25 protein-coding genes are annotated in these 20,805 nt (G+C 64.0%); 14 read left to right on the forward strand and 11 right to left on the reverse strand.

The features are described 5' to 3' along the window. Nucleotides 1-4: 4 nt before the first annotated feature. The 5 genes from rlmN to QM694_RS12425 form a co-directional block, all read right to left on the reverse strand. Complete coding sequence (gene rlmN / locus QM694_RS12405; RefSeq protein ID WP_415007242.1) at nt 5-1,195, reverse strand: 23S rRNA (adenine(2503)-C(2))-methyltransferase RlmN; 1,191 nt, start codon at nt 1,193-1,195, stop codon at nt 5-7. A gap of 55 nt (nt 1,196-1,250) precedes the next feature. Continuing rightward, nucleotides 1,251-1,982 carry a phosphodiester glycosidase family protein gene (locus QM694_RS12410; RefSeq protein WP_415007243.1) on the reverse strand — a complete coding sequence of 244 codons (732 nt, stop codon included), beginning with the start codon at nt 1,980-1,982 and terminating at the stop codon, nt 1,251-1,253. A 1-nt stretch (nt 1,983) separates the two neighbouring features. Further along, a complete protein-coding gene (locus QM694_RS12415) occupies nt 1,984-2,514 on the reverse strand; it encodes an invasion associated locus B family protein (protein WP_415007244.1) in 531 nt (176 codons plus the stop codon). Nucleotides 2,515-2,591: 77 nt separating this feature from the next. Beyond that, nucleotides 2,592-3,452 carry a DMT family transporter gene (locus QM694_RS12420; protein ID WP_415007245.1) on the reverse strand — a complete coding sequence of 287 codons (861 nt, stop codon included), beginning with the start codon at nt 3,450-3,452 and terminating at the stop codon, nt 2,592-2,594. Further along, on the reverse strand, nt 3,449-3,886 hold the full coding sequence (locus QM694_RS12425; protein ID WP_415007246.1) for a hypothetical protein: 438 nt from the start codon (nt 3,884-3,886) through the stop codon (nt 3,449-3,451). Before QM694_RS12425 ends, QM694_RS12420 begins: the two co-directional genes overlap by 4 nt. A 112-nt stretch (nt 3,887-3,998) precedes the next feature. On the opposite strand from QM694_RS12425, the gene QM694_RS12430 reads away from it, so the two are divergent. From QM694_RS12430 to QM694_RS12440, 3 genes are all read left to right on the forward strand, one after another. After that, complete coding sequence (locus QM694_RS12430) at nt 3,999-4,829, forward strand: SDR family oxidoreductase (RefSeq protein WP_415007247.1); 831 nt, start codon at nt 3,999-4,001, stop codon at nt 4,827-4,829. Continuing rightward, on the forward strand, nt 4,829-5,008 hold the full coding sequence (locus tag QM694_RS12435) for a twin transmembrane helix small protein (protein WP_415007248.1): 180 nt from the start codon (nt 4,829-4,831) through the stop codon (nt 5,006-5,008). Before QM694_RS12430 ends, QM694_RS12435 begins: the two co-directional genes overlap by 1 nt. A 69-nt stretch (nt 5,009-5,077) precedes the next feature. Beyond that, complete coding sequence (locus tag QM694_RS12440) at nt 5,078-5,425, forward strand: YkvA family protein (protein WP_415008624.1); 348 nt, start codon at nt 5,078-5,080, stop codon at nt 5,423-5,425. Here the strand turns inward: QM694_RS12440 and QM694_RS12445 are convergent. Beyond that, the gene (locus QM694_RS12445; RefSeq protein WP_415007249.1) at nt 5,415-6,305 is read right to left on the reverse strand and encodes a DMT family transporter; all 891 of its coding nucleotides are present in this window, start codon (nt 6,303-6,305) and stop codon (nt 5,415-5,417) included. The genes QM694_RS12440 and QM694_RS12445 overlap by 11 nt on opposite strands. Before the next feature lie 53 nt (nt 6,306-6,358). Here QM694_RS12445 and QM694_RS12450 point away from each other — a divergent pair, with 53 nt between their 5' ends. Next, entirely contained in the window at nt 6,359-7,297 is a 939-nt protein-coding gene (locus QM694_RS12450) for a YihY/virulence factor BrkB family protein (protein WP_415007250.1), read from the forward strand. A 6-nt stretch (nt 7,298-7,303) separates the two neighbouring features. Here the strand turns inward: QM694_RS12450 and QM694_RS12455 are convergent, their stop codons facing one another. After that, on the reverse strand, nt 7,304-7,723 hold the full coding sequence (locus tag QM694_RS12455) for a DUF4259 domain-containing protein (RefSeq protein WP_415007251.1): 420 nt from the start codon (nt 7,721-7,723) through the stop codon (nt 7,304-7,306). A 192-nt stretch (nt 7,724-7,915) separates the two neighbouring features. Here QM694_RS12455 and QM694_RS12460 point away from each other — a divergent pair, with 192 nt between their 5' ends. Next, nucleotides 7,916-8,251 (forward strand): hypothetical protein, encoded by a 336-nt coding sequence (locus tag QM694_RS12460; RefSeq protein ID WP_415007252.1) that lies wholly within the window; start codon nt 7,916-7,918, stop codon nt 8,249-8,251. 133 nt (nt 8,252-8,384) lie between these two features. Here QM694_RS12460 and QM694_RS12465 read toward each other — a convergent pair whose 3' ends face one another. Then, the gene (locus tag QM694_RS12465; protein ID WP_415007253.1) at nt 8,385-9,920 is read right to left on the reverse strand and encodes a hypothetical protein; all 1,536 of its coding nucleotides are present in this window, start codon (nt 9,918-9,920) and stop codon (nt 8,385-8,387) included. 59 nt (nt 9,921-9,979) lie between these two features. Then, entirely contained in the window at nt 9,980-10,903 is a 924-nt protein-coding gene (locus QM694_RS12470) for a LysR family transcriptional regulator (RefSeq protein WP_415007254.1), read from the reverse strand. A gap of 111 nt (nt 10,904-11,014) precedes the next feature. Between QM694_RS12470 and QM694_RS12475 the strand changes: the two genes are divergently transcribed. Then, nucleotides 11,015-11,629, forward strand: a complete 615-nt coding sequence (locus tag QM694_RS12475; protein WP_415007255.1) for an FMN-dependent NADH-azoreductase — start codon at nt 11,015-11,017, stop codon at nt 11,627-11,629. A 50-nt stretch (nt 11,630-11,679) separates the two neighbouring features. Here QM694_RS12475 and QM694_RS12480 read toward each other — a convergent pair whose 3' ends face one another. Beyond that, the gene (locus QM694_RS12480) at nt 11,680-13,266 is read right to left on the reverse strand and encodes a hypothetical protein (RefSeq protein ID WP_415007256.1); all 1,587 of its coding nucleotides are present in this window, start codon (nt 13,264-13,266) and stop codon (nt 11,680-11,682) included. Nucleotides 13,267-13,508: 242 nt separating this feature from the next. On the opposite strand from QM694_RS12480, the gene rplU reads away from it, so the two are divergent. Together rplU and rpmA are read left to right on the forward strand one after the other, a co-directional pair. After that, on the forward strand, nt 13,509-14,153 hold the full coding sequence (rplU, locus tag QM694_RS12485; protein WP_415007257.1) for a 50S ribosomal protein L21: 645 nt from the start codon (nt 13,509-13,511) through the stop codon (nt 14,151-14,153). Between the two features lie 11 nt (nt 14,154-14,164). Continuing rightward, on the forward strand, nt 14,165-14,431 hold the full coding sequence (gene rpmA / locus QM694_RS12490; protein ID WP_415007258.1) for a 50S ribosomal protein L27: 267 nt from the start codon (nt 14,165-14,167) through the stop codon (nt 14,429-14,431). A gap of 259 nt (nt 14,432-14,690) precedes the next feature. Here rpmA and QM694_RS12495 read toward each other — a convergent pair whose 3' ends face one another. Next, a complete protein-coding gene (locus tag QM694_RS12495) occupies nt 14,691-15,269 on the reverse strand; it encodes a transglycosylase SLT domain-containing protein (protein WP_415007259.1) in 579 nt (192 codons plus the stop codon). 201 nt (nt 15,270-15,470) lie between these two features. On the opposite strand from QM694_RS12495, the gene obgE reads away from it, so the two are divergent. The 6 genes from obgE (at nt 15,471) to QM694_RS12525 (ending at nt 20,771) form a co-directional block, all read left to right on the forward strand. After that, entirely contained in the window at nt 15,471-16,517 is a 1,047-nt protein-coding gene (gene obgE, locus QM694_RS12500; RefSeq protein WP_415007260.1) for a GTPase ObgE, read from the forward strand. Further along, complete coding sequence (proB, locus tag QM694_RS12505) at nt 16,514-17,641, forward strand: glutamate 5-kinase (protein ID WP_415007261.1); 1,128 nt, start codon at nt 16,514-16,516, stop codon at nt 17,639-17,641. Before obgE ends, proB begins: the two co-directional genes overlap by 4 nt. Then, nucleotides 17,638-18,906, forward strand: a complete 1,269-nt coding sequence (locus QM694_RS12510; RefSeq protein WP_415007262.1) for a glutamate-5-semialdehyde dehydrogenase — start codon at nt 17,638-17,640, stop codon at nt 18,904-18,906. Before proB ends, QM694_RS12510 begins: the two co-directional genes overlap by 4 nt. Nucleotides 18,907-19,039: 133 nt before the next feature. Further along, nucleotides 19,040-19,666 carry a nicotinate-nucleotide adenylyltransferase gene (locus QM694_RS12515; RefSeq protein ID WP_415007263.1) on the forward strand — a complete coding sequence of 209 codons (627 nt, stop codon included), beginning with the start codon at nt 19,040-19,042 and terminating at the stop codon, nt 19,664-19,666. A 272-nt stretch (nt 19,667-19,938) separates the two neighbouring features. Then, the gene (gene rsfS, locus QM694_RS12520; protein WP_415007264.1) at nt 19,939-20,283 is read left to right on the forward strand and encodes a ribosome silencing factor; all 345 of its coding nucleotides are present in this window, start codon (nt 19,939-19,941) and stop codon (nt 20,281-20,283) included. Between the two features lie 110 nt (nt 20,284-20,393). After that, nucleotides 20,394-20,771 carry a 23S rRNA (pseudouridine(1915)-N(3))-methyltransferase RlmH gene (locus tag QM694_RS12525; RefSeq protein ID WP_415008625.1) on the forward strand — a complete coding sequence of 126 codons (378 nt, stop codon included), beginning with the start codon at nt 20,394-20,396 and terminating at the stop codon, nt 20,769-20,771. The last annotated feature ends 34 nt before the right edge of the window (nt 20,772-20,805 follow it).

Raw genomic sequence — 20,805 nt, forward strand, 5'->3', positions numbered from 1 at the left:
GTTCTTATCCCCCCGCCGCCAGCCGTTCCCTTGCCCTCACCTTCTGGCTCTCGCTCTTCAACTGCCCGCAGGCGGCCATGATGTCGCGGCCGCGGGGCGTGCGCACCGGGCTGGCATAGCCCGCCTTGTTCACGATCGCGGCGAAGCGTTCGATGGTGTCCCAGTCGGAGCACTCATATTGCGTGCCGGGCCACGGGTTGAAGGGGATGAGGTTGATCTTGGCGGGGATGCCGGCGAGCAGCTTCACCAGCCGCCGTGCATCCTCCGGCGTATCGTTCACGCCCTTCAGCATCACATATTCAAAGGTGATGCGCCGCGCATTGGATGCGCCGGGATAGTTGCGGCAGGCGTCGAGCAGCTCCCTGATCGGATATTTCTTGTTGAGGGGAACGAGCCTGTTGCGGATTTCATCCGTGGTGCCGTGCAATGAGATGGCCAGCATGGTGCCGATCTCCTCTCCGGCGCGGGCGATCTCGGGCACCACGCCCGACGTCGACAGCGTGATGCGGCGCTTCGACAGCGAGATGCCCTCGCCATCGCTGACGATCTCCATCGCCGCTTTCACATTATCGAAATTATAGAGCGGCTCGCCCATGCCCATCAGCACCACATTGGTGAGATAGCGCCCGCCAGACGGCGGATTGGCCATCGCCTCGATCTGCTGCGGCCATTCCTTGAGGCCATCGCGCGCCACCATCACCTGCCCGACGATTTCGCCTGCCGTGAGATTGCGGACAAGTTTCTGCGTGCCGGTGTGGCAGAAGCTGCAGGTGAGCGTGCAGCCGACCTGGCTGGAAATGCAGAGCGTGCCCCGGTCTTCCTCGGGGATATAGACCATCTCAACTTCCTGGCGCGCGCCGCGCTCATCTGGCGCAAGCCTGAGCAGCCATTTGCGCGTGCCGTCGGAAGAAACCTGTTCTGTCACGATATCAGGACGGCCGATGATGAAGGTTTCGTCCAGCCTCTCGCGCAGCTCGCGGGCGATGTTGGTCATGGCGGAAAATTCGGTGACGCCGCGATGATAGAGCCAGTGCCAGATCTGCCCGGCCCGCATGCGGCGCTGCTTCTCGGGCACGCCCACCCGCGCCAAAGCCTCCGCCAGTTCCACGCGGGTGAGGCCCAGGAGTGTGGGGCGGGGATCATTGGGAATATAGCGCGGGGCTTCATTCCCCAGCGTATTGAGCAGGGTCGTCATGGGCGGGGCCTTAGCACAGATGGGCCGGATTTGCGAAGATATGGGGATCGGGCGTCTAGCGCGCCAGCCCGACGATGGGCCCCAGCGGCATGAAGCGGTCGTTGCGCGAGTTTGCGGCGTCATAGAGGCTCGACACCGAGCCATCGAGGAACAGCGCATTGCGGCAGCCAAGCCCGTCACGGAACAGTGCCGCGAAATCATGGAAGGTGACGGGGCTTTCGCTGATGGCGAAGACAATGGTGTGACCGTCCACCGCGCCCACGCCATTGCGAATCTTCATCGACGTGCCTTCGGCGGAGAATTTGGGATGGATCTCTCCGTCGATCACCAGCATGGGGCCGGACTGCGTGGCATAGCGGGGCTTGAGGCCGGAACTGATGAAGGCCTCGGTTTCGGTCACCCCGCCTTTGGGGCCATCGATCCAGAAAATGCCATTGGGCTTGAGGTGAAAATTGCCAGCACCCGCGCGCCGGTTCACCTTCTTGAGCTGTTGGCCGTCCTCGACATAGAGGCCGATGGGCTTCTGCGCATCGTCATACATGCCGGCGTTCATGGCGAAGCTGAGCGTCTTTCCCGATGATGCGAGCGAGGCGGCAAGGGCCGAGAAGCTGCCATAGGGCTCGCCCGTTTCATCGAGGTCGTACAGCGCCAGCGGCGACGCCCGCAAATCGAAGCGGCACACCGTATAGCTGCCGGAGCCGAAGGACATGGGGGCACATGGGCCTTCCGCCACGGCGGAAGCCGCCGTCAGAAGCAAGGCGGCGAGAAAAGTCAGCAGGCGGAACATCTTACTTGCAGGCGTCGTCGATCTTGGCCAGCGCCTGCCCCACGCCATCCAGCGCATAGATGTCGGTGGTCGAGGTGCCTTTCCACGACGTGCCCTTGAGGGTGAGCAGCTTGCCGCCCTTCATGGCCGTCACGATCTTCTTTTCCGTCTGCGCCGTGTCGGCCCAGGCGCCATCGGCATTGGTGAACAGCGTGAAGGAGGCATCGTCAATCTTCAGGGTGGCGTTCGAATCCTTCTTGAAGGCATAGCCGATAATGGTTGAAATCTCGCCCTTCACCTTGCGGCCCGGCATGTTGGTAACGAGAAAGAAGGCGGGATCGCGCTTCGCCGTCTTGGGATCGCTGGATTTGGGGCGCGCCGAAATATAGCAGACCTTGGTGTCTTTGGCCTTGTAGGTATAGGCGGCCCAGCCCTCGAACTGGCCGAGCAGCGTCGGCTCCGTCGAGGTTTGCGCATGCGCGTTTGTGCAGGCACAGCCAACGAGGGCGAGGGTGGACAGGGCGGCAAGCCCGGTGCGGACAGCGGGAATCATCGGCGGACCATATCTCCGGCAGCGGCAAAAATCCAAGCGCTGAAATGCGGGACGATCAAGGCCCAAATGGGGCGGGCCTAGAGGGCCGAAGAATTCCGCAAGCTCCCACTCAAGTGGAAGATCACCGCCACAAGCACGATGCCCCCGCCAATGAATGTGGCCAAGGCCGGTATGTCTCCGAAAACCATCCATATCCAAAGCGGCGCAAGCGGTACGTCGAGCGCACCGATTAGCCCGGTTTCGGCAGGAGGAATGCGTTGCGACCCTAGTGTGAAGAGGCCTAATCCGATGGCTGAATTGAAGAGGCCAAAGCCGGCAAGCCATACCCAGTCATGCGGCGTCACATTGCTCACATGGGCAAAAGGTAAAACACCCAAGCTCCCGATTAGCGCCGAAAGGGCTGCCGCTGGCAGCATTGGAATATCCCTATGGCGGCGCCCCACAATCATCATGCCAGCCAATGCAAAGGTCATCAGCAGGGCGAGAAAATCTCCGAAGAGTTTTCCGTCATTCCCCAATCCCACCATGACGATCACGCCAAGAAACGCAGCGGAAGAGGCGATGATGGAGCGGATGCCGATGCGTTCGCCGATCAGCAGCCAAGCGGCGGCACCCGCAATGAACGGTACCGCCGCGTAGATGATCGCCACATGCGCCACGCTGGTATAGCGAAATGCCATAACGAAGGTGATCATGCCAAAACCGGAAAGCACGGCGTAAACCCAAGCTGCGAATGGCAGCTTTTGAAAGGCAGGGCGGCCATAGACACAGTAGGCCATGGCCGCGATGCCGATGGCGCTGAATATCCCGCGCCAGAACACTACCGTTGCCGTATCGGCTACGATAATGCGGGTAAACAGCCCTGCCGTGCTCCACACGACGGCGGAGGCCGTGACCAGAATGAGGCCAAGCTGGTAAGACGAAGCTTTGCCGTTCATGCCTTCTTTTTCCAGTCGCCCACGGTGTTCCACCAGCGGTTGGGATTGGCGCTGTCATCCAGCCCCTTCGAGCGGCTGGCCAGCGCCTCGGTGACGATGATCGGCGGCTCCTGATAGGAATGCACCTGAAAAATATCCTCGATCACCAGCGCAAGCAGAGCCGGATCGCGCGGCAGCTGGAAGCTTACCTCCACCACGCCGGGCCGCTTGCGCAACTCACGCTCGGCTCCCGCCGCGGCCCCTTCAAGCGGCCGGTAACGCTCGACGCCCGGCGCCGTTGCCCAGGCATTGCTGTCATAAGGGCCCATGGTGAGGGGCGCCCGCGCCACCACTGCATCCATGATGCGGTCCACATCCTCTTCCGGCGCCTGAAAGCGGAGATGATAGATTTCTTCCATCCGCACGGAATGGGTTTCGAAAGCGGCAATGCCCATGGTGTTTCTCCCTCGCTTGCCGGTCTAGCAGAGGTTTTGACAGGAATTGTCAGCAGCATGGCAGGCGCTTTCACCGCAGGCGCGATGATCGGGGATCGGATAAAAGGCAGGTATGGCGAATCGCTCCATTCTCATCACCGGCTGTTCCTCCGGCATCGGCTATGCGGCCGCACTTGGCATGAAGGCCCGAGGCTGGCGGGTGTTTGCCACGGCGCGGAAAGATGACGACCTGAAACGCCTCGAAACGGAAGGGCTTGAAGCCCTGCCGCTCGATTATGCCGACCGCGACAGTGTTGCGGCCTTGGCGGCGGAAGTCTCAAGGCGTAGCGGCGGCAAGCTCGACGCGCTGTTCAACAATGGCGCCTATGGCCAGCCGGGCGCGCTCGAGGACATCCGCCGCGAGGTTCTGGAAGAACAGTTCGCCTGCAATGTCTTCGGCTGGCATCAACTCACCCGCGATTGCCTGCCCCTGATGCGCGCCAATGGCTCTGGCCGCATCGTGCATTGTTCTTCGGTGCTGGGGCTGGTGGCGCTGAAATGGCGGGGACCCTACAACGCCTCCAAATTCGCGGTGGAGGCGATGGCCGACACCATGCGGCTGGAATTGCGCGGCACCGGCATTTTCGTGTCGCTGATCGAGCCGGGGCCGATCAGAAGCCGCTTCGTCGAACACTCGCTCGCGGCGTTTGACCGCAACGTGGACGAAACAGGGTCGCATTATAAGAAGGCCTATGAGAAACAGCGCGCCAGGCTTGGCCGCGGCGGCTCCGGGCGCTACAAGCTGGGGCCCGAGGCGGTTCTGGAAAAACTCGTGCATGCGGTGGAGAGCGCCACTCCGAGAGCGCGCTATTATGTGACGAAGCCCACGCATTACATGGCGCTCGCCCGCCGCATTTTGCCCCAGCGTATGCTGGACAACATTCTCGACAAGGCATCCGACTGATGATCTACTTGACCTATATCGCCGTGGCCGCCGTGGTGTGCGTTTTGTTCGCAGGGCTTTGGAACATGATGCGCGGCGGCTCGCCCAACCGCTCGCAAAAGCTGATGCGCTGGCGGGTGATGCTGCAGTTCGTGGCCATCATCGTGCTCATGGGCGCGCTCTGGCTTTCGCACCGCTAGCTCTTGAAAGGAATCGCCATGGCCACCATTTACCTGCCCGATCTGAGCGGTGATGGAGTGCAGCTTCCCATGGTTGTGACCCGTAACGAAGAGAAGGTGAAACGCGGCTTCTTCCCGAAGCTGGCGCGCGTGCTCGCATCGCTGCCGATGGCCAGCGAAGTGGTGGCGGGCTATTATGCCGCCTTCGATTCCGCGACTCCGCTCAAGGCCAAGGCCATTCTTTTGGCCGCGCTCGCCTATTTCATCATGCCCTTCGATGCCGTGCCGGATTTCATCGTCGGCCTGGGCTTCACCGACGACATGGCGGTGCTGATGACCGCCTTCAGCCTGGTGACGCGCCACATCACCGAGGCGCACCGCGCCCGCGCCCGCGCCACGGTGGAACGCATTCGCCGCGGCGAAACCGTCACGGCCTGACGCTTTTCCGCGTCACCACCAGCACGGCGGCGGCGCAGACGATCATGCCGGTGATCTGCACCGCCGTCAGCGTTTCGCCGAACAGCAGATAGGCCATGATGGCGGCGACGCCCGGAACGAGAAAGATCAGCCCCGACACGCGGCTGACGTCGCCATGGCGGATCAGCAGCATCAGCAGGCTGATGGCGCCGAGCGACAACACGATCACCGACCATCCCAGCGCGAACCACGCATTGAAGCTGCCGTCGAAGCCGAAATGCTCCGTACACAGAGCGCCTATAATCACTACAATACTGGCCCCTGCATATTGCCAGAAGCCGCCGCTCGCCACGTGAAGGCCCGAGGCATGGCGCTTCTGGTAGACGGTGCCGAAGGAGATCGAGAAGGCGCCGAATACGTTCCACGCCACGGTCAAGGGCGTGATGCCCGTCAGCGCCGTGAAGTTGAGCTTGGGCGATATCACCAGCGCGACGCCTATTATGCCGACCACCAGCCCGGCCCAGTGGCGCCAGCCGATGCGTTCGCCCAGAACCGAACTCGCCAGCGGTGCGGTGATGAGCGGCTGCAACCCGACGATCAGCGCCGACACGCCCGCCGGCATGCCATGCGCCACCGCCCAATAGATGGGGCCGAGATAGCCGCCATGCAGGAAGGCTCCGGCAATGGCCGCGTGGCGGGCCTCGCGCGCGGCAGGCCACGGCGCTTTCAGCGCCAGGGCGATCAGCAGGAAGGCCAGCCCGGCGATGGGAAAGCGGATGGCCAGAAAGGTGAGCGGCTCGACATGCGGCGCGGAAAGCCTTGCAACCACGAAGCCCGTTGCCCACATGAACACGAAGAGCGCGGGGGCGAGCAGGTTGAGCAGCGGAGAAGATTTCGTCATTCCGCCTCCTTGCCCGCCCCCGCAGGATTCCGCGAGCCAAATCTTTGAACCGCATGGCCGCCCTGCCTCCGAGGCTTGGCCTCGCGCGCGACACCGTCTATGGCTGGCCTGACATGAAGGAAAGCCGCGCCAACATCATCCGCCTGGGACTCGAGGCCATCCAGCGCCTGTTTGCCGATGAAGCGATACCGCTGGCCGGCAATATCGCCTTTCGCACCGTGTTCTCGATCTTTCCGTTCCTCATCTTCCTCACCGCGCTGGCAGGTTTCCTGGGTTCCGACGAACTGGCGCAGGGGGTGGTGAACTATCTTCTGAGCGTGGCACCCGAACAGCTCGTCCATCCTTTCGCGCCGGAAATCCGCTCCATCCTCACCGTGCCGCGCACCGGGCTTCTGAGCGTGTCGGCGCTGATCACCATCTGGAGCGCCACCTCGGGCGTCGACAGCGTGCGGGTGGGTTTGAACCGCGCCTATAATCTGAAGGACACGCGGCCCTTCTGGTGGCTCTACCTGCAGAACATCCTGTTCGTGATCGCCGCCGCCGCCGTGCTGCTGATCTTCGCCACCCTCATCGTCTTCGCGCCGGTTCTCATCAATTTCATCGATGACCATTCCCCCGATCTCGGATCGCGCCTCGCCGCCTTCGACGTGTGGCGCTATCCGATCGCCATCGTGCTTCTCACCGTCGCGCTGACCGTGTGCCACCGCGTGCTGCCGGCCAGCCCGCCGCGCATGCTCGAACTGCTGCCGGGCGTTCTGGTGACGGTCGTGGTGTGGATGATCCTGTCGGAGGTGTTTTCCTACTACCTCCAGCGCTTCAACACTTTCGCCCTGACCTACGCGTCGCTGTCAGGCGTCTTCGCGGTGATGTTCTTCATCTACCTGTCGGCGCTGGTGCTGATTTTGGGCGGCGAACTGAACCGTGTGCTGATCGTCCACCGCGCGCGCCATGACGTGCAGGCCGATGAGGCGCCGGGGCCGAAAGGCACCTGACGCCTGTTATCGCCGCCGGGTGGGGCGGGAAAGACGCTGGCGGAGACCGGCCATGGCCGCCATCCATTCGCTCGCGTCATCTTCCTCCCAGAGCTGCTTCAGCTCCGAGTTCTCCGCCTCCGCTTTCTTGAGTGCTGCAAGCGAGAGTTCCTTGAGTTCGGCGAGCGCCGGAATGATCTCCGAAGCGTGGCGCTGCAACGCGTCATAAAGCTCGGGCGAAATCGCATCGTCTTCGGAATCGCCCCGCTCGGCCATGGCCACCAGTTCAGCGGCGGCGATGGCGCGCTGGGCGACCGGCGCCTCAAGATAATCGCCGTCCTCGATATCGAGCGCGTCATGAAGCGCCAGCAACCCTTCGGATTCGAACTCCACCGTGAAATCCGCCGCATCATCGTTCTCGAAACTGCCGCTGCCCCAGGTTCCCACGCACCGCCTCCCTGCTGAGACTTGAACCGTAGGGGTGGCACATTGCGGGGTCAATGCGAACGCCACTGCGCGCTGTTTAAAATTGTTCCGAAAGCGGTAACGGCGGGTTGACGATGCCACCAAACATCATTCGGATTTTAACGAATCCGGTGGCATATTTTGCTGACCTGCGGTTGTAGCGGGGAGGAAACAATGCTCGAAGACATCCTGTCATCGCTGAATTCCCTCATTCCAACAGTCGCGCCGGTTTCAAAACTGCCGGCGGAATCGCTGCCTATTCCCTATATCTGCGCCATACTTGGCGGCCTGATCCTCAGCCGCTTCACCGGCAGCCTGGGGAATGTCACGCTGCCCTTCAACATCTCCGCCATGTTCATCGGCTCGATGCTGTCGAACTGGCTGCTTCAGGGTGTGCAGCTTCCGCTCGATCCCGGCCTCCAGCGGCCCCTGTTCGTGACCCTGCTGGGCATGACCGTCGTGTCGGTGATCGTGATGCTGTTTGTGCAGAAGGAAAACCGCCACGCCTGAAGATTCGCGCGGCGTGCCAACAGGCACCCGCAAGACTCTGGCGTGACTCTGTTTTCCGGGCGGCCCCGGCCTTCATCCTGTTTGGCAGGCGCTTCATGCGCCACGCGAGGTGATTCGCGCAGTGCATGAGCTGTCACCGCCGCCTGACGCAGAAGCCGGGCCTGGGCTTTTGCCCACAGGCTTTGGGCGCCAGCAGCGCCTGAACGCTCTCATCCCGCGAGACGAGGCCGAGGGGCAGCGCATCCTGCGCCGTCAGCACTTTTTCATCTCCGGCGGCAATAGAGCTGGCGGAGGCAAAAATCCCGCCGCTTGCGCCCACCTCCGCCAGATAGGCCCTGATCGCATCGGCGGCAGGCCCCTGGGCGGCGCGCGACACGTAGCGCTGCGGATTGTGAAGCCGCAGCAGGGTGTGTTCTTCCACCGCCCGTTGCCGCCCTGCCGCCAGCACCAGCACGCAGACGCCGCGGCACCCCTCAGCAGGCGCCCGGACCTCGCCGCGATAGGCGCCCCGCCTGATGGCGGCGGCAGGGCACGGCGCAACGGCATCGGCACATCCGGCAAAGCTGGTTCCCGCCACCATCACATCCATCCCGCGCGCATGAACGAGCCGCCCGAGCGCCAGCGCCGCATCGAGATCGCCGCCGGGCGAATCGACGACCAGCGGCAGCTTGGCCATGCCCGGCTGCCCGAGCACACCGAGAAACTGCCTGGGCGTTTCGGGCCGGATGGCTCCCCTTGCTGAAATCCATTGCGGGCACACCGGCTCGCAGGCGGGGCCGGAGGCGCGCGTGACCGTGAACGTCATGGGGGGATCATAGGGGGCCACGCCGCTCGACAGCAGCGAGGCGCGATAGGAGTCCGTATCGCCCGGCAGGACGCAGCGCCCGACGCCCGCTGCGGTGCCGCAGGTTGAAGCGGCGGTGAGCGAGCGCGCCGCCGCATCGCCGGTGACGAGGCCGATTTTTCTCCGCTCTTGCCTGCTGAACACGTGAAGCGTGGAAAACGGGGTTGTTTCCATGAGCGGCTCGATCTCCCGGGCATTGCCAAGGCCTTCGAGATAATCGGTGATCATCCGCCGCATCACCCCGTCCCACGCGTCTCCGTTGGGGCCCTTGTCATCGCTGATCCGCCCGTTTCCGGTTTCAAAACCCCAATGGTGGACGCCGACCGTTGCATCGGCCCCGGCCAGCCGTGTCTTTCCGGCGGCAAGGATCAGCGGGCAGGCCGACAGGCAATAGGAGGGCGCGACGGTGAGCCGCCCGCGATAGACGCCATCGCTGGAGGGGGGCAGCGTGCAGCCCGTGGAGAACGGCGCACAGCCTTCATAGGCAGTGGTGCCGACCCCCACGTCGAGGCCCTGGGCGCGCAGGAAACTGCCGATCTGCAAGGCGGACAGGATGGTGCCGCCCGGCGAGCGCAGGATGACCGGCGGCTTGGCCCCTCTCATCCGCTGCCGCGCCTTGATCACCATGTCGACGAAGGCCTGCGCCGTGGCGGGCCCGATCCTTCCTTCCGCCATGATCCATTCGGGGCAGGAGGGTTCGCAGCCCGGTTCGTTGCTCCGCACCAGCACGACCTTCATCGGCTGTTGCAGCGTGTCCACCCGCGCTGAAGCTTCGGCGGTCAGCGCGGCGACAAGAAACAGCAGGCACGACAGGACACGGCGCATCTTTGATCTCCGCCCGGCGCGCCATGACATCATGAGGCCGCCTGCCCTGCCAAGCCATTTCAGCGGCGCGTCTCCCGGCACTGGCGCATGACGGCGGGAATTTCACGCGCCAGATGGTCGATCAGGGCGCGGGCGGCGGGCAACAATCCGCGCTTTGACGCGAAGACCAGATGCACGATGCCGTTGGTCGCAGCCCAGTCGGGCAAAAGCCGCACCAATGCTCCGGCTTCGATCGCCGCGGCGCATTGTTCCTCCGGCAGCAGCGCCACGCCGAGGCCCCTGACCGCCGCTCTCATCAGCAGGTTGAAATCGCCCGAGGCCAGAACCGGGCGGTGGCGGATGTCATGGTTTTCACCTTCCGCGTTGGTGAGACGCCAGTGCGCCGTCTCATCGCCCCCGTCGATCCACAAAGTCGGAAGCCGGCCAATGCCCTCGAAGGTCAATGCGCCCGCATGTGACGTGGCAAAGCCGGGACTGGCCACAAGCACCAGGCGGCTGTTGCCGAGCTGGCGCACGATCAGCCCCGGATCGCTCGTGAGGCTGGTGCGGACGCGCAGCGCCACGTCGATCCGCTCGTCGATCACATCCACCCGCCGGTTGGAGACGAGAAGCTGCACCCGTACCTTCGGATGGGCGAGCATGAAGGGCGGCAGCACCTGCTCCATCACCGGGCTCACCATATTGATGGGACAGGCGACGCGCAGCAGGCCCTGCGGTTCGGCGCGCGCCTGCGCCGCCACCGCTTCCGCCTCCTCCGCCCCCGCCAGCACGATCTCGCAGCGGGCATGGAAGGCTTCGCCCAGTTCGGTGACCCGGAATTTCCGTGTCGTGCGCTCGATCAGCCGCACCCCCAGCCGCTCCTCCAGATGGGCGATATGCTTGGAAATGCGCGACTTCGGCACATTCAGCGCCCGCGCAGCGGCGGCAAAGCCGCCATGGTTCACAACAGCCGCGAAGAAGGCGTAGTCATTCAGATCTTGCACCAATTAGCTCCAATCAGGAAACAATGAGTTCCGAAAATACCATCTTATCGCTGGATTGGCGCTGATTTAAATAGTCACTTACAAGATTACAGATTATGAAAGGACACGCCCATGAACCTTCTCCATGTCGATTCCGGCATTCTCGGCGGCAATTCGGTGACCCGCCAGCTCTCCGCCGCCGTGGTGGACCAGTGGAAGGCCCGCAACTCCGGCCTCACTGTCACCTATCGCGATCTGGCTTCCGCCCCCCTTGGCCATCTAACCGCCGATCATCTGGGCGGCAATGCCGCTGGCCTCGATGCCGGCCTCAAGAAGGACGTGGCCGCCGGTGCCGAAGCGCTGGACGAATTCCTCGCCGCCGATGTCGTGGTGGTGGGAGCGCCCATGTATAATTTCTCGATCCCCAGCCAGCTCAAGGCGTGGATCGACCGCATCGCCGTGCGCGGCAAGACCTTCCGTTATACCGAGAAAGGCCCCGAAGGGCTGGCGGGCGGCAAGAAGGTGATTGTCGTCTCCTCGCGCGGCGGATTCTACAACGCCGAGAACGGCCTCGCCGCCATCGACCATCAGGAGCCCTATCTCCGCGCCGTGTTCGGCTTCCTCGGCATTACCGACATCGAATTTGTCCGCGCTGAAGGCGTGGCGGTGAGCCCCGAGCAGAAGCAGAAGGCGATTGACGATGCCGGCAAGGCGATTGCCCACCCGGCCTTTGCCAAGGCGGCATAAAATCCATCATTGAATGTTGAAACCGCCCGCGATCCGTCGCGGGCGTTTTTTTATTGTGCCGCGATGCAATTGGCGGCCGGAGGTGCGGCGGCGCAGATCTTGTTGGACGTGAGTTCGGCGGCGCTTTCAAACCCGGTGGCGAGCTTGAGTTCAGTGCGCCGGGCGATGGGCAATTCATGGATCGAGCTTGGTGGCGCCAATTCCATGTCGTCCAGCAATTGCGTGGAAACGCCCATGCCCGTGAGATAGACCGTCAGTTCCTTGCGCAGCCCCTTGTAGAAACCCGTCGTCGTATAGGATTTGGTGGGCTTGCGCGACACGATGGTGCGGCTCACCTCTTTCTTCTTGCCGTTCACGATGCGGTATTGCACCCGGTAGAAAATCCGCTCCTGGTGCCAGGTGGTGAGAATCTGATGCACGCCCACGGAGGACGGATAGCCCGCCAGCCGCCGTTGCCCGGAGGCGAGGATCAGCGGGCAGGCGGATTCGCAGAAGGCTTGCATGGAATAGACCGTGCCCCGATAGACGCCCTGCTGCGGCTTGGGCAGCACGCAGGCCTGATCGCGCGGATTGCAGCCGTCATAATAGGTCCAGCCCACCGCCACATCGAGCTTGCGCTGGCGGATAAGGCGGCCGATCTCCATGGCGGCGCGCACATCGCCGCCCGGCGAGCGCACCAGCACGGGAAGTTGCAGCTTGGCCGCCTTCGCCAGCGCCTTGCGGAAAACCGCCGGAGACTGCGGCCTGATCTCGCCTTCAAGCTGGATCCATTCCGGGCAGGTGGGTTCGCAGCCCTTTTCGCTGGACCGCACGATGGTGGCGATCATCGGCTGCATGTAGTCCGGCGTCGCTTCCACGGCGGGCTTGGCGGGTTTGGCCGGGCCTGCGATGCAATAGGAAGGCTTGTCCTTCGCCTTGCAGACGGCAGGCGACAGCCGCGAGGAAGGAACAGCCTTGCCGGTGATGATCGCAAGGCTGCTCAATTCCGCTGACGTGAGCGCGCCCGCCTTGCCCGCCGTAACCCGGTCGAGAATCTGTCCCGGCAGGCCCATGCTCACCAGATAGCCGAACAATGCGACGCGATGCTTTTCGGGCGACGCCGAAGCAGATTGACCAAAGGCCGGGTCCGCCAGGCTTGGGAGAGTGAAGGCGCCGCGCCCCGCAAGCCGCGTTTCACCACCCGCCAGCGCCAGCAGGCAAGAGCCTGAACAGAGCGCGCCCTTGTCCATCACCTGGCCGCGATAGGGATTGTCCTGTGTGTCGTGATCGCGGCAATCCGCCGCTGCCGAAGGATCACAGCCCGAGAATTTGACCGGCGCCGCGATGGAAATCAGGTTCTGGTCTCGGAGCATGCGGCCGATCACCATGGCCGCATCCATGTCGCCGCCGCTGCTGTTGAAGACGACGGGCGGTTTCGTCCACCCGATCCTGCTGAGTATCAGGCGAAGGCTGTTCTGCGTGTCGAAGGAGATGGGGCCGGTGACATAAATCCAGCGCGGGCAGGCCGTGCCGCATTTTGTGCCCTGAACCAGCAGCACCCGCGACAGGGGCGCCTGCGTGGCTGCCCCTGCGGCCTGCGCCACGGCGAACAGCGAAAACATCAGGCACGCGATTGTCAGGAGGCGGCGCACGATCATGGCCCTATCATCATCATTCCTTTTGTTTACTTGCAAGAGGCAGGCTTTTTCGGGGGCTTTCCTTGACTTTTGGGGGCGTTTCCCCTAACTCCCACCAATCCTGCGGAAGGGCTTATGCCCTCCGCTGGTATTGCGCTGCCCCAGGCAACCCAATTTCGCCTGCCATGTCAGGCACTTGAAGCCCGCCGGATCATCGGGTTCCCGGCGGCGCCAAAGGGCGCGGGACAAGAAGGAAGAACGGAATGTACGCAGTCATCAAGACGGGCGGCAAGCAGTATCGCGTTGCGGCCGACCAGAAAATCCAGATCGAGCGCCTGGTGGGCAACCCCGGCGACCAGATCGAATTCACCGACGTGCTGATGGTCTCGAATGGCGGTTCGGTCGAGATCGGAGCGCCTCTCGTGTCGGGCGCGACTGTCGTGGGCGAGATCGCCTCGCAGGACCGCGGCCCCCACATCATCATTTTCAAGAAGCGCCGCCGCAAGCATTACCGCCGCCGCAATGGCCACCGCCAGGACCTGACCTCGGTGACCATCCGCGAGATTCTCACCGGCGGCGCCAAGCCGTCGAAGAAGGCCGCAGCGCCCAAGAAGGCGGAAGCCGCGGCTCCGGCGCCGCTCGCCGCCCCGGTAGGCGGCGTGAAGGGTGACGACATTTCGCTGATCGGCGGCGTCGGCCCCAAGATGGAGCAGGGCCTGCATGAGCTGGGCTACACCACCTTCGCTCAGATCGCCGCCTGGACGCCCGACGATGTGGCCAAGGTTGAAGCGCATCTGAAGCAGAAGGGCCGCGTGGCCCGTGAAGAATGGATCGAGCAGGCTGGAGAACTGGCCGCCGGCAAGCCGCCGCGCGCCAAGGTCGACAAGGCCCGCGCCAAGGAAGAATAGGAGAACTCGTCATGGCACATAAGAAAGCAGGCGGTTCATCCCGCAACGGGCGCGATACGGCGGGCCGCCGTCTCGGCGTCAAGCATTTCGGCGGCGAAGCCGTCATCCCCGGCAACATCATCGTGCGCCAGCGCGGCACCAAGGTGCATCCCGGCACCGGCGTTGGCCTCGGCCGCGATCACACCATCTTCGCCACCGTGGCGGGCGTGGTGACCTTCCGCAAGACCAAGGGCGACCGGCAGACCGTGTCCGTCGTCCCGGCCGTCGCCGCGGAGTAACGGCGGGCTCCCGACATATGCCGCCGCGTCCCACGGGATCCGGCAGGCAAACAGAAAAACGGAGAGGTGGGATACCACCTCTCCGTTTTGTTTTTGGGAGTTTGCAAAGATGAAAATGTTTCTTCCTTCCCCCCTCGCGGGGGAAGGTGTATCGCGCGGCAGCGCGAGATGGATGAGGGGGTGGGCGGCAGCCGTCAGCGCGACCCCTCATCCGGCGCTGCGCGCCACCTTCTCCCGCAGGGGGAGAAGGAAACTGAAATCAGAACACTTCGGCCACGTAGCGGGGCACCAGGCTTTTGCGGCCAAGGCCGCCATTGTGCTTGGACGCCGCAAGGCGGAGATCGCCGCCCGATGCCTTGAGCGCCAGGGCCAGATGGCGGAGCCCCACATCAACGCCGGTGCGCGCATCGAGAAGCCCGGCGCAGGAGCCGCGATAGCCGATGGAATGGGCGGTCTGGCACTTCATCTGGAACACGCCGAGTTCGCCATGCGTGCCGCGCGCACGGGGGTTGAAGCCCGATTCAACGCGCGCGATGCGGAGCGCGAACCAGGTGGGAACGCCATAGCGGGGCGCCGCATCCTTGATCATCTGGGTCACCGCCCCTTCGGACTGGCGCGACACCGCCGGAATGCGCAGCGCGGCGCTGGACATTTTGCTGCTGCGGTGAAGCCTGCCCGCCGACGCCACGCGCACCTTGCCGCGCTGGAGCTTGGCCGGAGCCTGTTTGGAGATGATCCGGCAGCTGTCCGTATCGGCGCAGCGGGCTTCCGCCGGTATAGTTTGCACGGCAACAGTCAATCCCAGGGCGGCAAGCCCTGCAAGCAAAGTCGTCTTCATGTATATCCCCTTCTTGACACGGACAATGCGCCGCCCATCGGGCGTGAGGCGCAATTTCAACTTCACGCGGGCGCCGGTCATCGCGTGAGGACTGGCGGTAAACAGGCCAAATGTGTTCTCAATGAGAGGATATTGTTGCAGGGAAAGGCAGCCCCTCGCCTGTTGCGCATGGGCAACGCAAGAGGTTAGAGAGAGCGCATCATGAAATTTCTCGACCAGGCCAAGGTTTATGTGCGCTCGGGCGCCGGTGGTGCCGGTGCCGTCTCGTTCCACCGTGAAAAATTCATCGAGATGGGCGGGCCCGACGGCGGCGACGGCGGCAAGGGCGGTGATGTGTGGGTGGAGGCGGTGGACGGCCTCAACACGCTGATCGACTATCGCTACCAGCAGCATTTCAAGGCCACGACCGGCGGCCACGGCATGGGCCGCCAGCGCGCCGGCGCCAATACGCCCGACGTGATCCTGAAAGTGCCGGCGGGCACGCAGATTTTCGAGGACGACAACGAGACGCTGATTGCCGATCTGGCCAAGGCGGGCGACCGCGTGCGCGTGGCGAAAGGCGGCAATGGCGGCTTCGGCAATGCCTATTTCAAATCCGCCACCAACCGCGCGCCGCGCCATGCCAATCCGGGGCAGGACGCGGAGGAACGCTGGATCTGGCTGAGGCTCAAGCTCATCGCCGATGCAGGACTCGTCGGGCTTCCCAATGCCGGGAAATCGACGATGCTGGCGGCGGTCTCGGCAGCCAAGCCCAAGATTGCCGACTATCCCTTCACCACCCTTCATCCGCAACTGGGCGTGGTGCGGGCGGCGGGATCGAGCTTCGTGCTGGCCGATATTCCCGGCCTCATCGAAGGCGCGCATGAAGGCCATGGGCTTGGCACGCGCTTCTTAGGCCACGTCGAACGCTGCGCCGTGCTGTTGCACCTGATCGACGTGACCTCCGCCGACCCGGTGAAGGACTACCGCATCATCCGCAAGGAACTCAAAGCCTATAGCCCGGCCCTGGCGGAGAAGCCCGAGATCATCGCCTTCAACAAGATCGATCTTCTGCCCACGGATGAAATCGATGCCAAGCTGAAGGACTTCAAGCGCCGGGCGCGGAAGACGCCGCTCTTGCTGTCGGGCGCCACGCAGGCGGGCGTCGATGACGCGATGAAGCAGTTGCTGACGGTGATCGAGACGGCGCGCCGCAAGGGCAGGCCCGCCGACGAGCCCGGCATGTCGAGCGGGGAGTGGCGGCCGTGATTTCAAGGCTCGCCAAGGCCCGCCGCATCGTCGTCAAGATCGGCTCGGCGCTGCTCGTCGATCAGAAGACGGGGGCCATCAAGGCCTCATGGCTGGCGTCTTTGGTGGATGACATTGCCGATGCGCGGGTGCGCGGCACCGAAGTGGTGGTCGTCTCCTCGGGCGCCATCGCACTGGGGCGGCGCACCTTGGGATTGGCCAAGGGAAAGCTGAAGCTGGAGCAGAGCCAGGCCGCCGCCGCCGTGGGGCAAATCACCCTGGCGCAGGCCTGGGCGGAAACCCTCCGCACACGGAACATTGTGGCGGCGCAGGTGCTGGTGACGCTGACCGACACCGAGGAACGCCGCCGGCACCTCAATGCCCGCGCCACGCTGTCAACGCTTCTGGCGCAGGGGGCGGTGCCGGTCATCAACGAGAATGACACGGTGGCGACATCGGAAATCCGCTACGGAGACAATGACCGGCTGGCGGCGCGCGTCGCCTCGATGATCTCCGCCGATTGCCTTGTGCTGCTCTCCGACATCGACGGGCTTTATACGGCCCCTCCGGGAAAGAAGGGCGCGGAATTCCTGCCCGAGGTGAAGGACATCACGCCGGAGATCGAGGCCATGGCGGGAAAGCCCGTCTCGGGTGTGGGCTCGGGCGGCATGATCACCAAGATCGAGGCAGGCAAGATCGCGCTCGGGGCGGGCTGCAACATGGTGATTGCGTCTGGCCATGAGATGCATCCGCTCAAGCGCGTGCTGGATGGCGGGCGCTGCACATGGTTTCTCGCCAATGCCTCGGCGCTCCAATCAAGGAAACGCTGGATCGCCGGGACGCTGCAACCCATTGGCCATCTCGTCGTTGATGAAGGCGCTGTGGAAGCATTGTCGCGCGGCAAAAGCCTTCTGCCCGCCGGTGTGCGGCGCATTGAAGGGGCTTTCGCGCGCGGCGACACGGTGAGCATCATGACGGCCAAGGGCCGCGAAATCGCCCGTGGCCTCGTGACCTATGACGCGGGCGATGCGCTGAAGATCGCCGGCCTCAAGACGGCGGAGATCGAAAAGGTGCTGGGCTTCCGGGGGCGCGATGAACTTGTGCACCGCGACGACATGGTGCTGATGGGCGGGGAACGGGCATGAACATGACCACCGGCAACCGCGATGCCATGCTGGCCTTGGGCGCTGAGGCGCGCAAGGCCGCGAAGGCGCTGGCACTCGCCCCGGCAGACCAGAAGAACCATGCGCTCAAGGCCATGGCGGCGGCGATCCGTGGCCGTGCGGCGCACATTGGCGAAGAAAACGTCAAGGACATCAGCGCCGCAGCATCGAAAGACCTGAAAGACAGCTTCATCGACCGCCTGACGCTCACCCCTGCCCGCATCGAGGCGATGGCCAAGGGGCTGGAAGACATCGCCGCCCTGCCCGACCCCGTGGGCGAGATAATGACCGAATGGACGAGGCCCAATGGCATGGCCATCTCGCGCCTGCGGGTTCCCATCGGCGTCATCGGCATCATCTATGAAAGCCGCCCCAATGTGACGGCGGATGCGGGCGCGCTGTGCATGAAATCCGGCAATGCGGCGATCTTGCGCGGCGGCTCCGACGGCTTCCGCACCTCTGCCGCGATTGTCGCCTGCCTGCAGCAGGGCCTGCGGGAGGCGGGCCTGCCCGAGACGGCGATCCAGATGGTGCCCGATTCGGACCGCGCCAGCGTGGGGTTGATGCTCGAAGGCTTGAACGGCACGATTGATCTGATCGTGCCGCGCGGAGGAAAAAGCCTCGTCGCGCGGGTGCAGAATGATGCGCGCGTGCCGGTGTTCAGCCATCTCGAAGGCATCTGCCATGTCTATGTCGACAAGGCCGCCGACCTTCAGATGGCCGAAAAAATCGTCCTCAATGCCAAGATGCGCCGCACCGGCATTTGCGGGGCGGCGGAAACCATCCTGATCGACCGCGCCGCGCCCGGATTCCTGAAGCCCATCATCCGTACACTGATCGATGCCGGCTGCGCGGTGCGCGGCGATAGGGTGGCACAAGAGGCGGACCCTCGCGTGACGCCGGCCGCGGAGGAAGACTGGTCCACCGAATATCTCGACGCCATCGTGACGCTGGGCGTGGTGGATGGCGTGGATGGTGCCGTTGCCCATATCGCCCGTTACGGCTCGCAGCACACCGACTCGATCGTGACGGCGGATGAAGCAACGGCGGAGAAATTCCTCCGCGAGGTGGACAGCGCCATCGTGCTGCACAATGCCTCGACGCAATTCGCCGATGGCGGCGAATTCGGCTTCGGCGCCGAGATCGGCATTGCCACCGGCAAGCTGCATGCGCGGGGGCCTGTCGGCCTCGAACAGCTCACCACCTTCAAATACCAGATCCGCGGCACCGGGCAGGTGCGGCCGTGAGAAATGCCTCTTCACCCTTCTCCCCCTGCGGGAGAAGGTGGCGCGAAGCGACGGATGAGGGGTCGCTCCGGCGGCCACCACCCCCTCATCCCCGGCCTCGCCGGACCTTCTCCCGCAAGGGGAGAAGGAAGAAATGATGATCCATCCTCCCGCCTTCGGCGACGGGCAGCGGATCGGCCTGTTCGGCGGCTCCTTCAACCCCGCCCACCGCGGCCATTACATGGTGGCGCTCTATGCCCTGAAGACGCTGAAGCTCGACTGGGTGTGGTGGCTGGTCTCGCCGCAGAATCCACTGAAGGACGCGCGAGAGACCGGCGCTTACGCCACCCGCATGGCGGCCACCCGCGCCGTCGCCTGCCATCCCCGCTTTGTCGTGACCGACATCGAACAGCAATTGGGAACGCGCACCACGGCGGAGACGCTGAGGAAACTGGAGCCGGTTTTGCGGCGCGGCCATTTCGTGTGGATCATGGGCGCGGACAGTTTTGCGAGCTTCCACCACTGGCACAATTGGGTGGAGATTGCCGAACGCCTGCCGATGGCAATTTTGGCGAGGCCCGGCTATTCGCTGCGTGCCTTGGGCGGCCCTGCCGCGACACGGCTCGACCAGTTCCAGATTCCCGTGCATCTAGCACCCCGGCTGGTGACAACGCCGCCCCCCGCCTGGTGCTTCATTCCCATGCCGCTCCGCCCCGAGAGTTCGACCGCCATCCGGAAGGGGCGGAAAGCCGTCATCGCATCTTCATCCGCTGCCTCTTGAATGAGGGGGCCAAACCCCGTATTTTGGGCCGTCAGCCATTGGGACATGACCAGCAGTCTGCATGAAGATCTGCGTGCTACAAAAGGATCACACCCCTGAAAGCTCCAGCGAAGAAAACCGCTGCGCGTAAGAGCGCGGCGAAGGCAAAATCCGCGGCCAAACCGGCGAAGAAGCCTGCCAAAAAACCGGCAGCCAAGGCCAACGCCGCTCCGGCCAGGTCCGCCAGGCCAGCCGCGCCAAAGCCGCGCAAGGCCGTAAAACCCAAAAAGCAGGTGAAACCCGGCCTTCTGGCCGCCGTGCTGGCGCAGCTTGACGACGCCAAGGCGGAGGAGATCGTCACCATCAGCCTCAATGGCAAGGGCGCCATCGCCGATGACATGGTGGTGGCCTCGGGCCGCTCGAACCGCCATGTCGGCGCCATCGCCGACCAGCTCATCGAGAAGCTGAAGGCGCAGGGCTATACCAATCTCCGCGTTGACGGCATGCCGCAGTGCGACTGGATCGTCCTTGATGCGGGCGACGTGATCGTCCATGTCTTCCGGCCCGAAGTGCGCGGTTTCTACAATCTCGAGAAGCTGTGGTCGGAACACGCGCCGCAGGAACGCCTGGCCGTCTGACGCCGTGCGCCTTTCCGTTCTCGCCATCGGCAGGCTGAAGGCGGGGCCGGAAAAGAACTCTTGCCGACACCTACCGCGAGCGCGCCGAGGCGCTGGGCCGCAAGGCAGGGATCACCCGCTTCACGGTTTCCGACCAGGCGGAATCGCAACAGTCCACGCCCTTGGCGCGCATGGAAGACGAGGCGCGCTTCTTCATGCAGGCGCTGAAGCCCCAGACATTCACCATCGTGCTCGACGAGCGCGGGCAGACTCTCACCAGTCCGGCCTTTGCCACCATGCTCCGCCGTCACCTTGAAAACGGCACGCCGGATGTTGCCTTCCTGATCGGCGGGCCGGACGGCCATGCGCAGGCGACGCGTGACAGCGCGGACCTTCTCCTCTCGCTCGGCGCCATGACATGGCCGCACCGGCTGGCCCGCGTGATGCTGTACGAGCAGATCTACCGCGCCCTGACCATCATGGTGAATCATCCGTATCACCGCGCCTGACGCAGCGTTTTATGTGCAGTTGTGAAATTTAGTT

The sequence above is a fragment of the Aestuariivirga sp. genome (genome assembly GCF_047602625.1).
Lineage (GTDB): Bacteria > Pseudomonadota > Alphaproteobacteria > Rhizobiales > Aestuariivirgaceae > Aestuariivirga.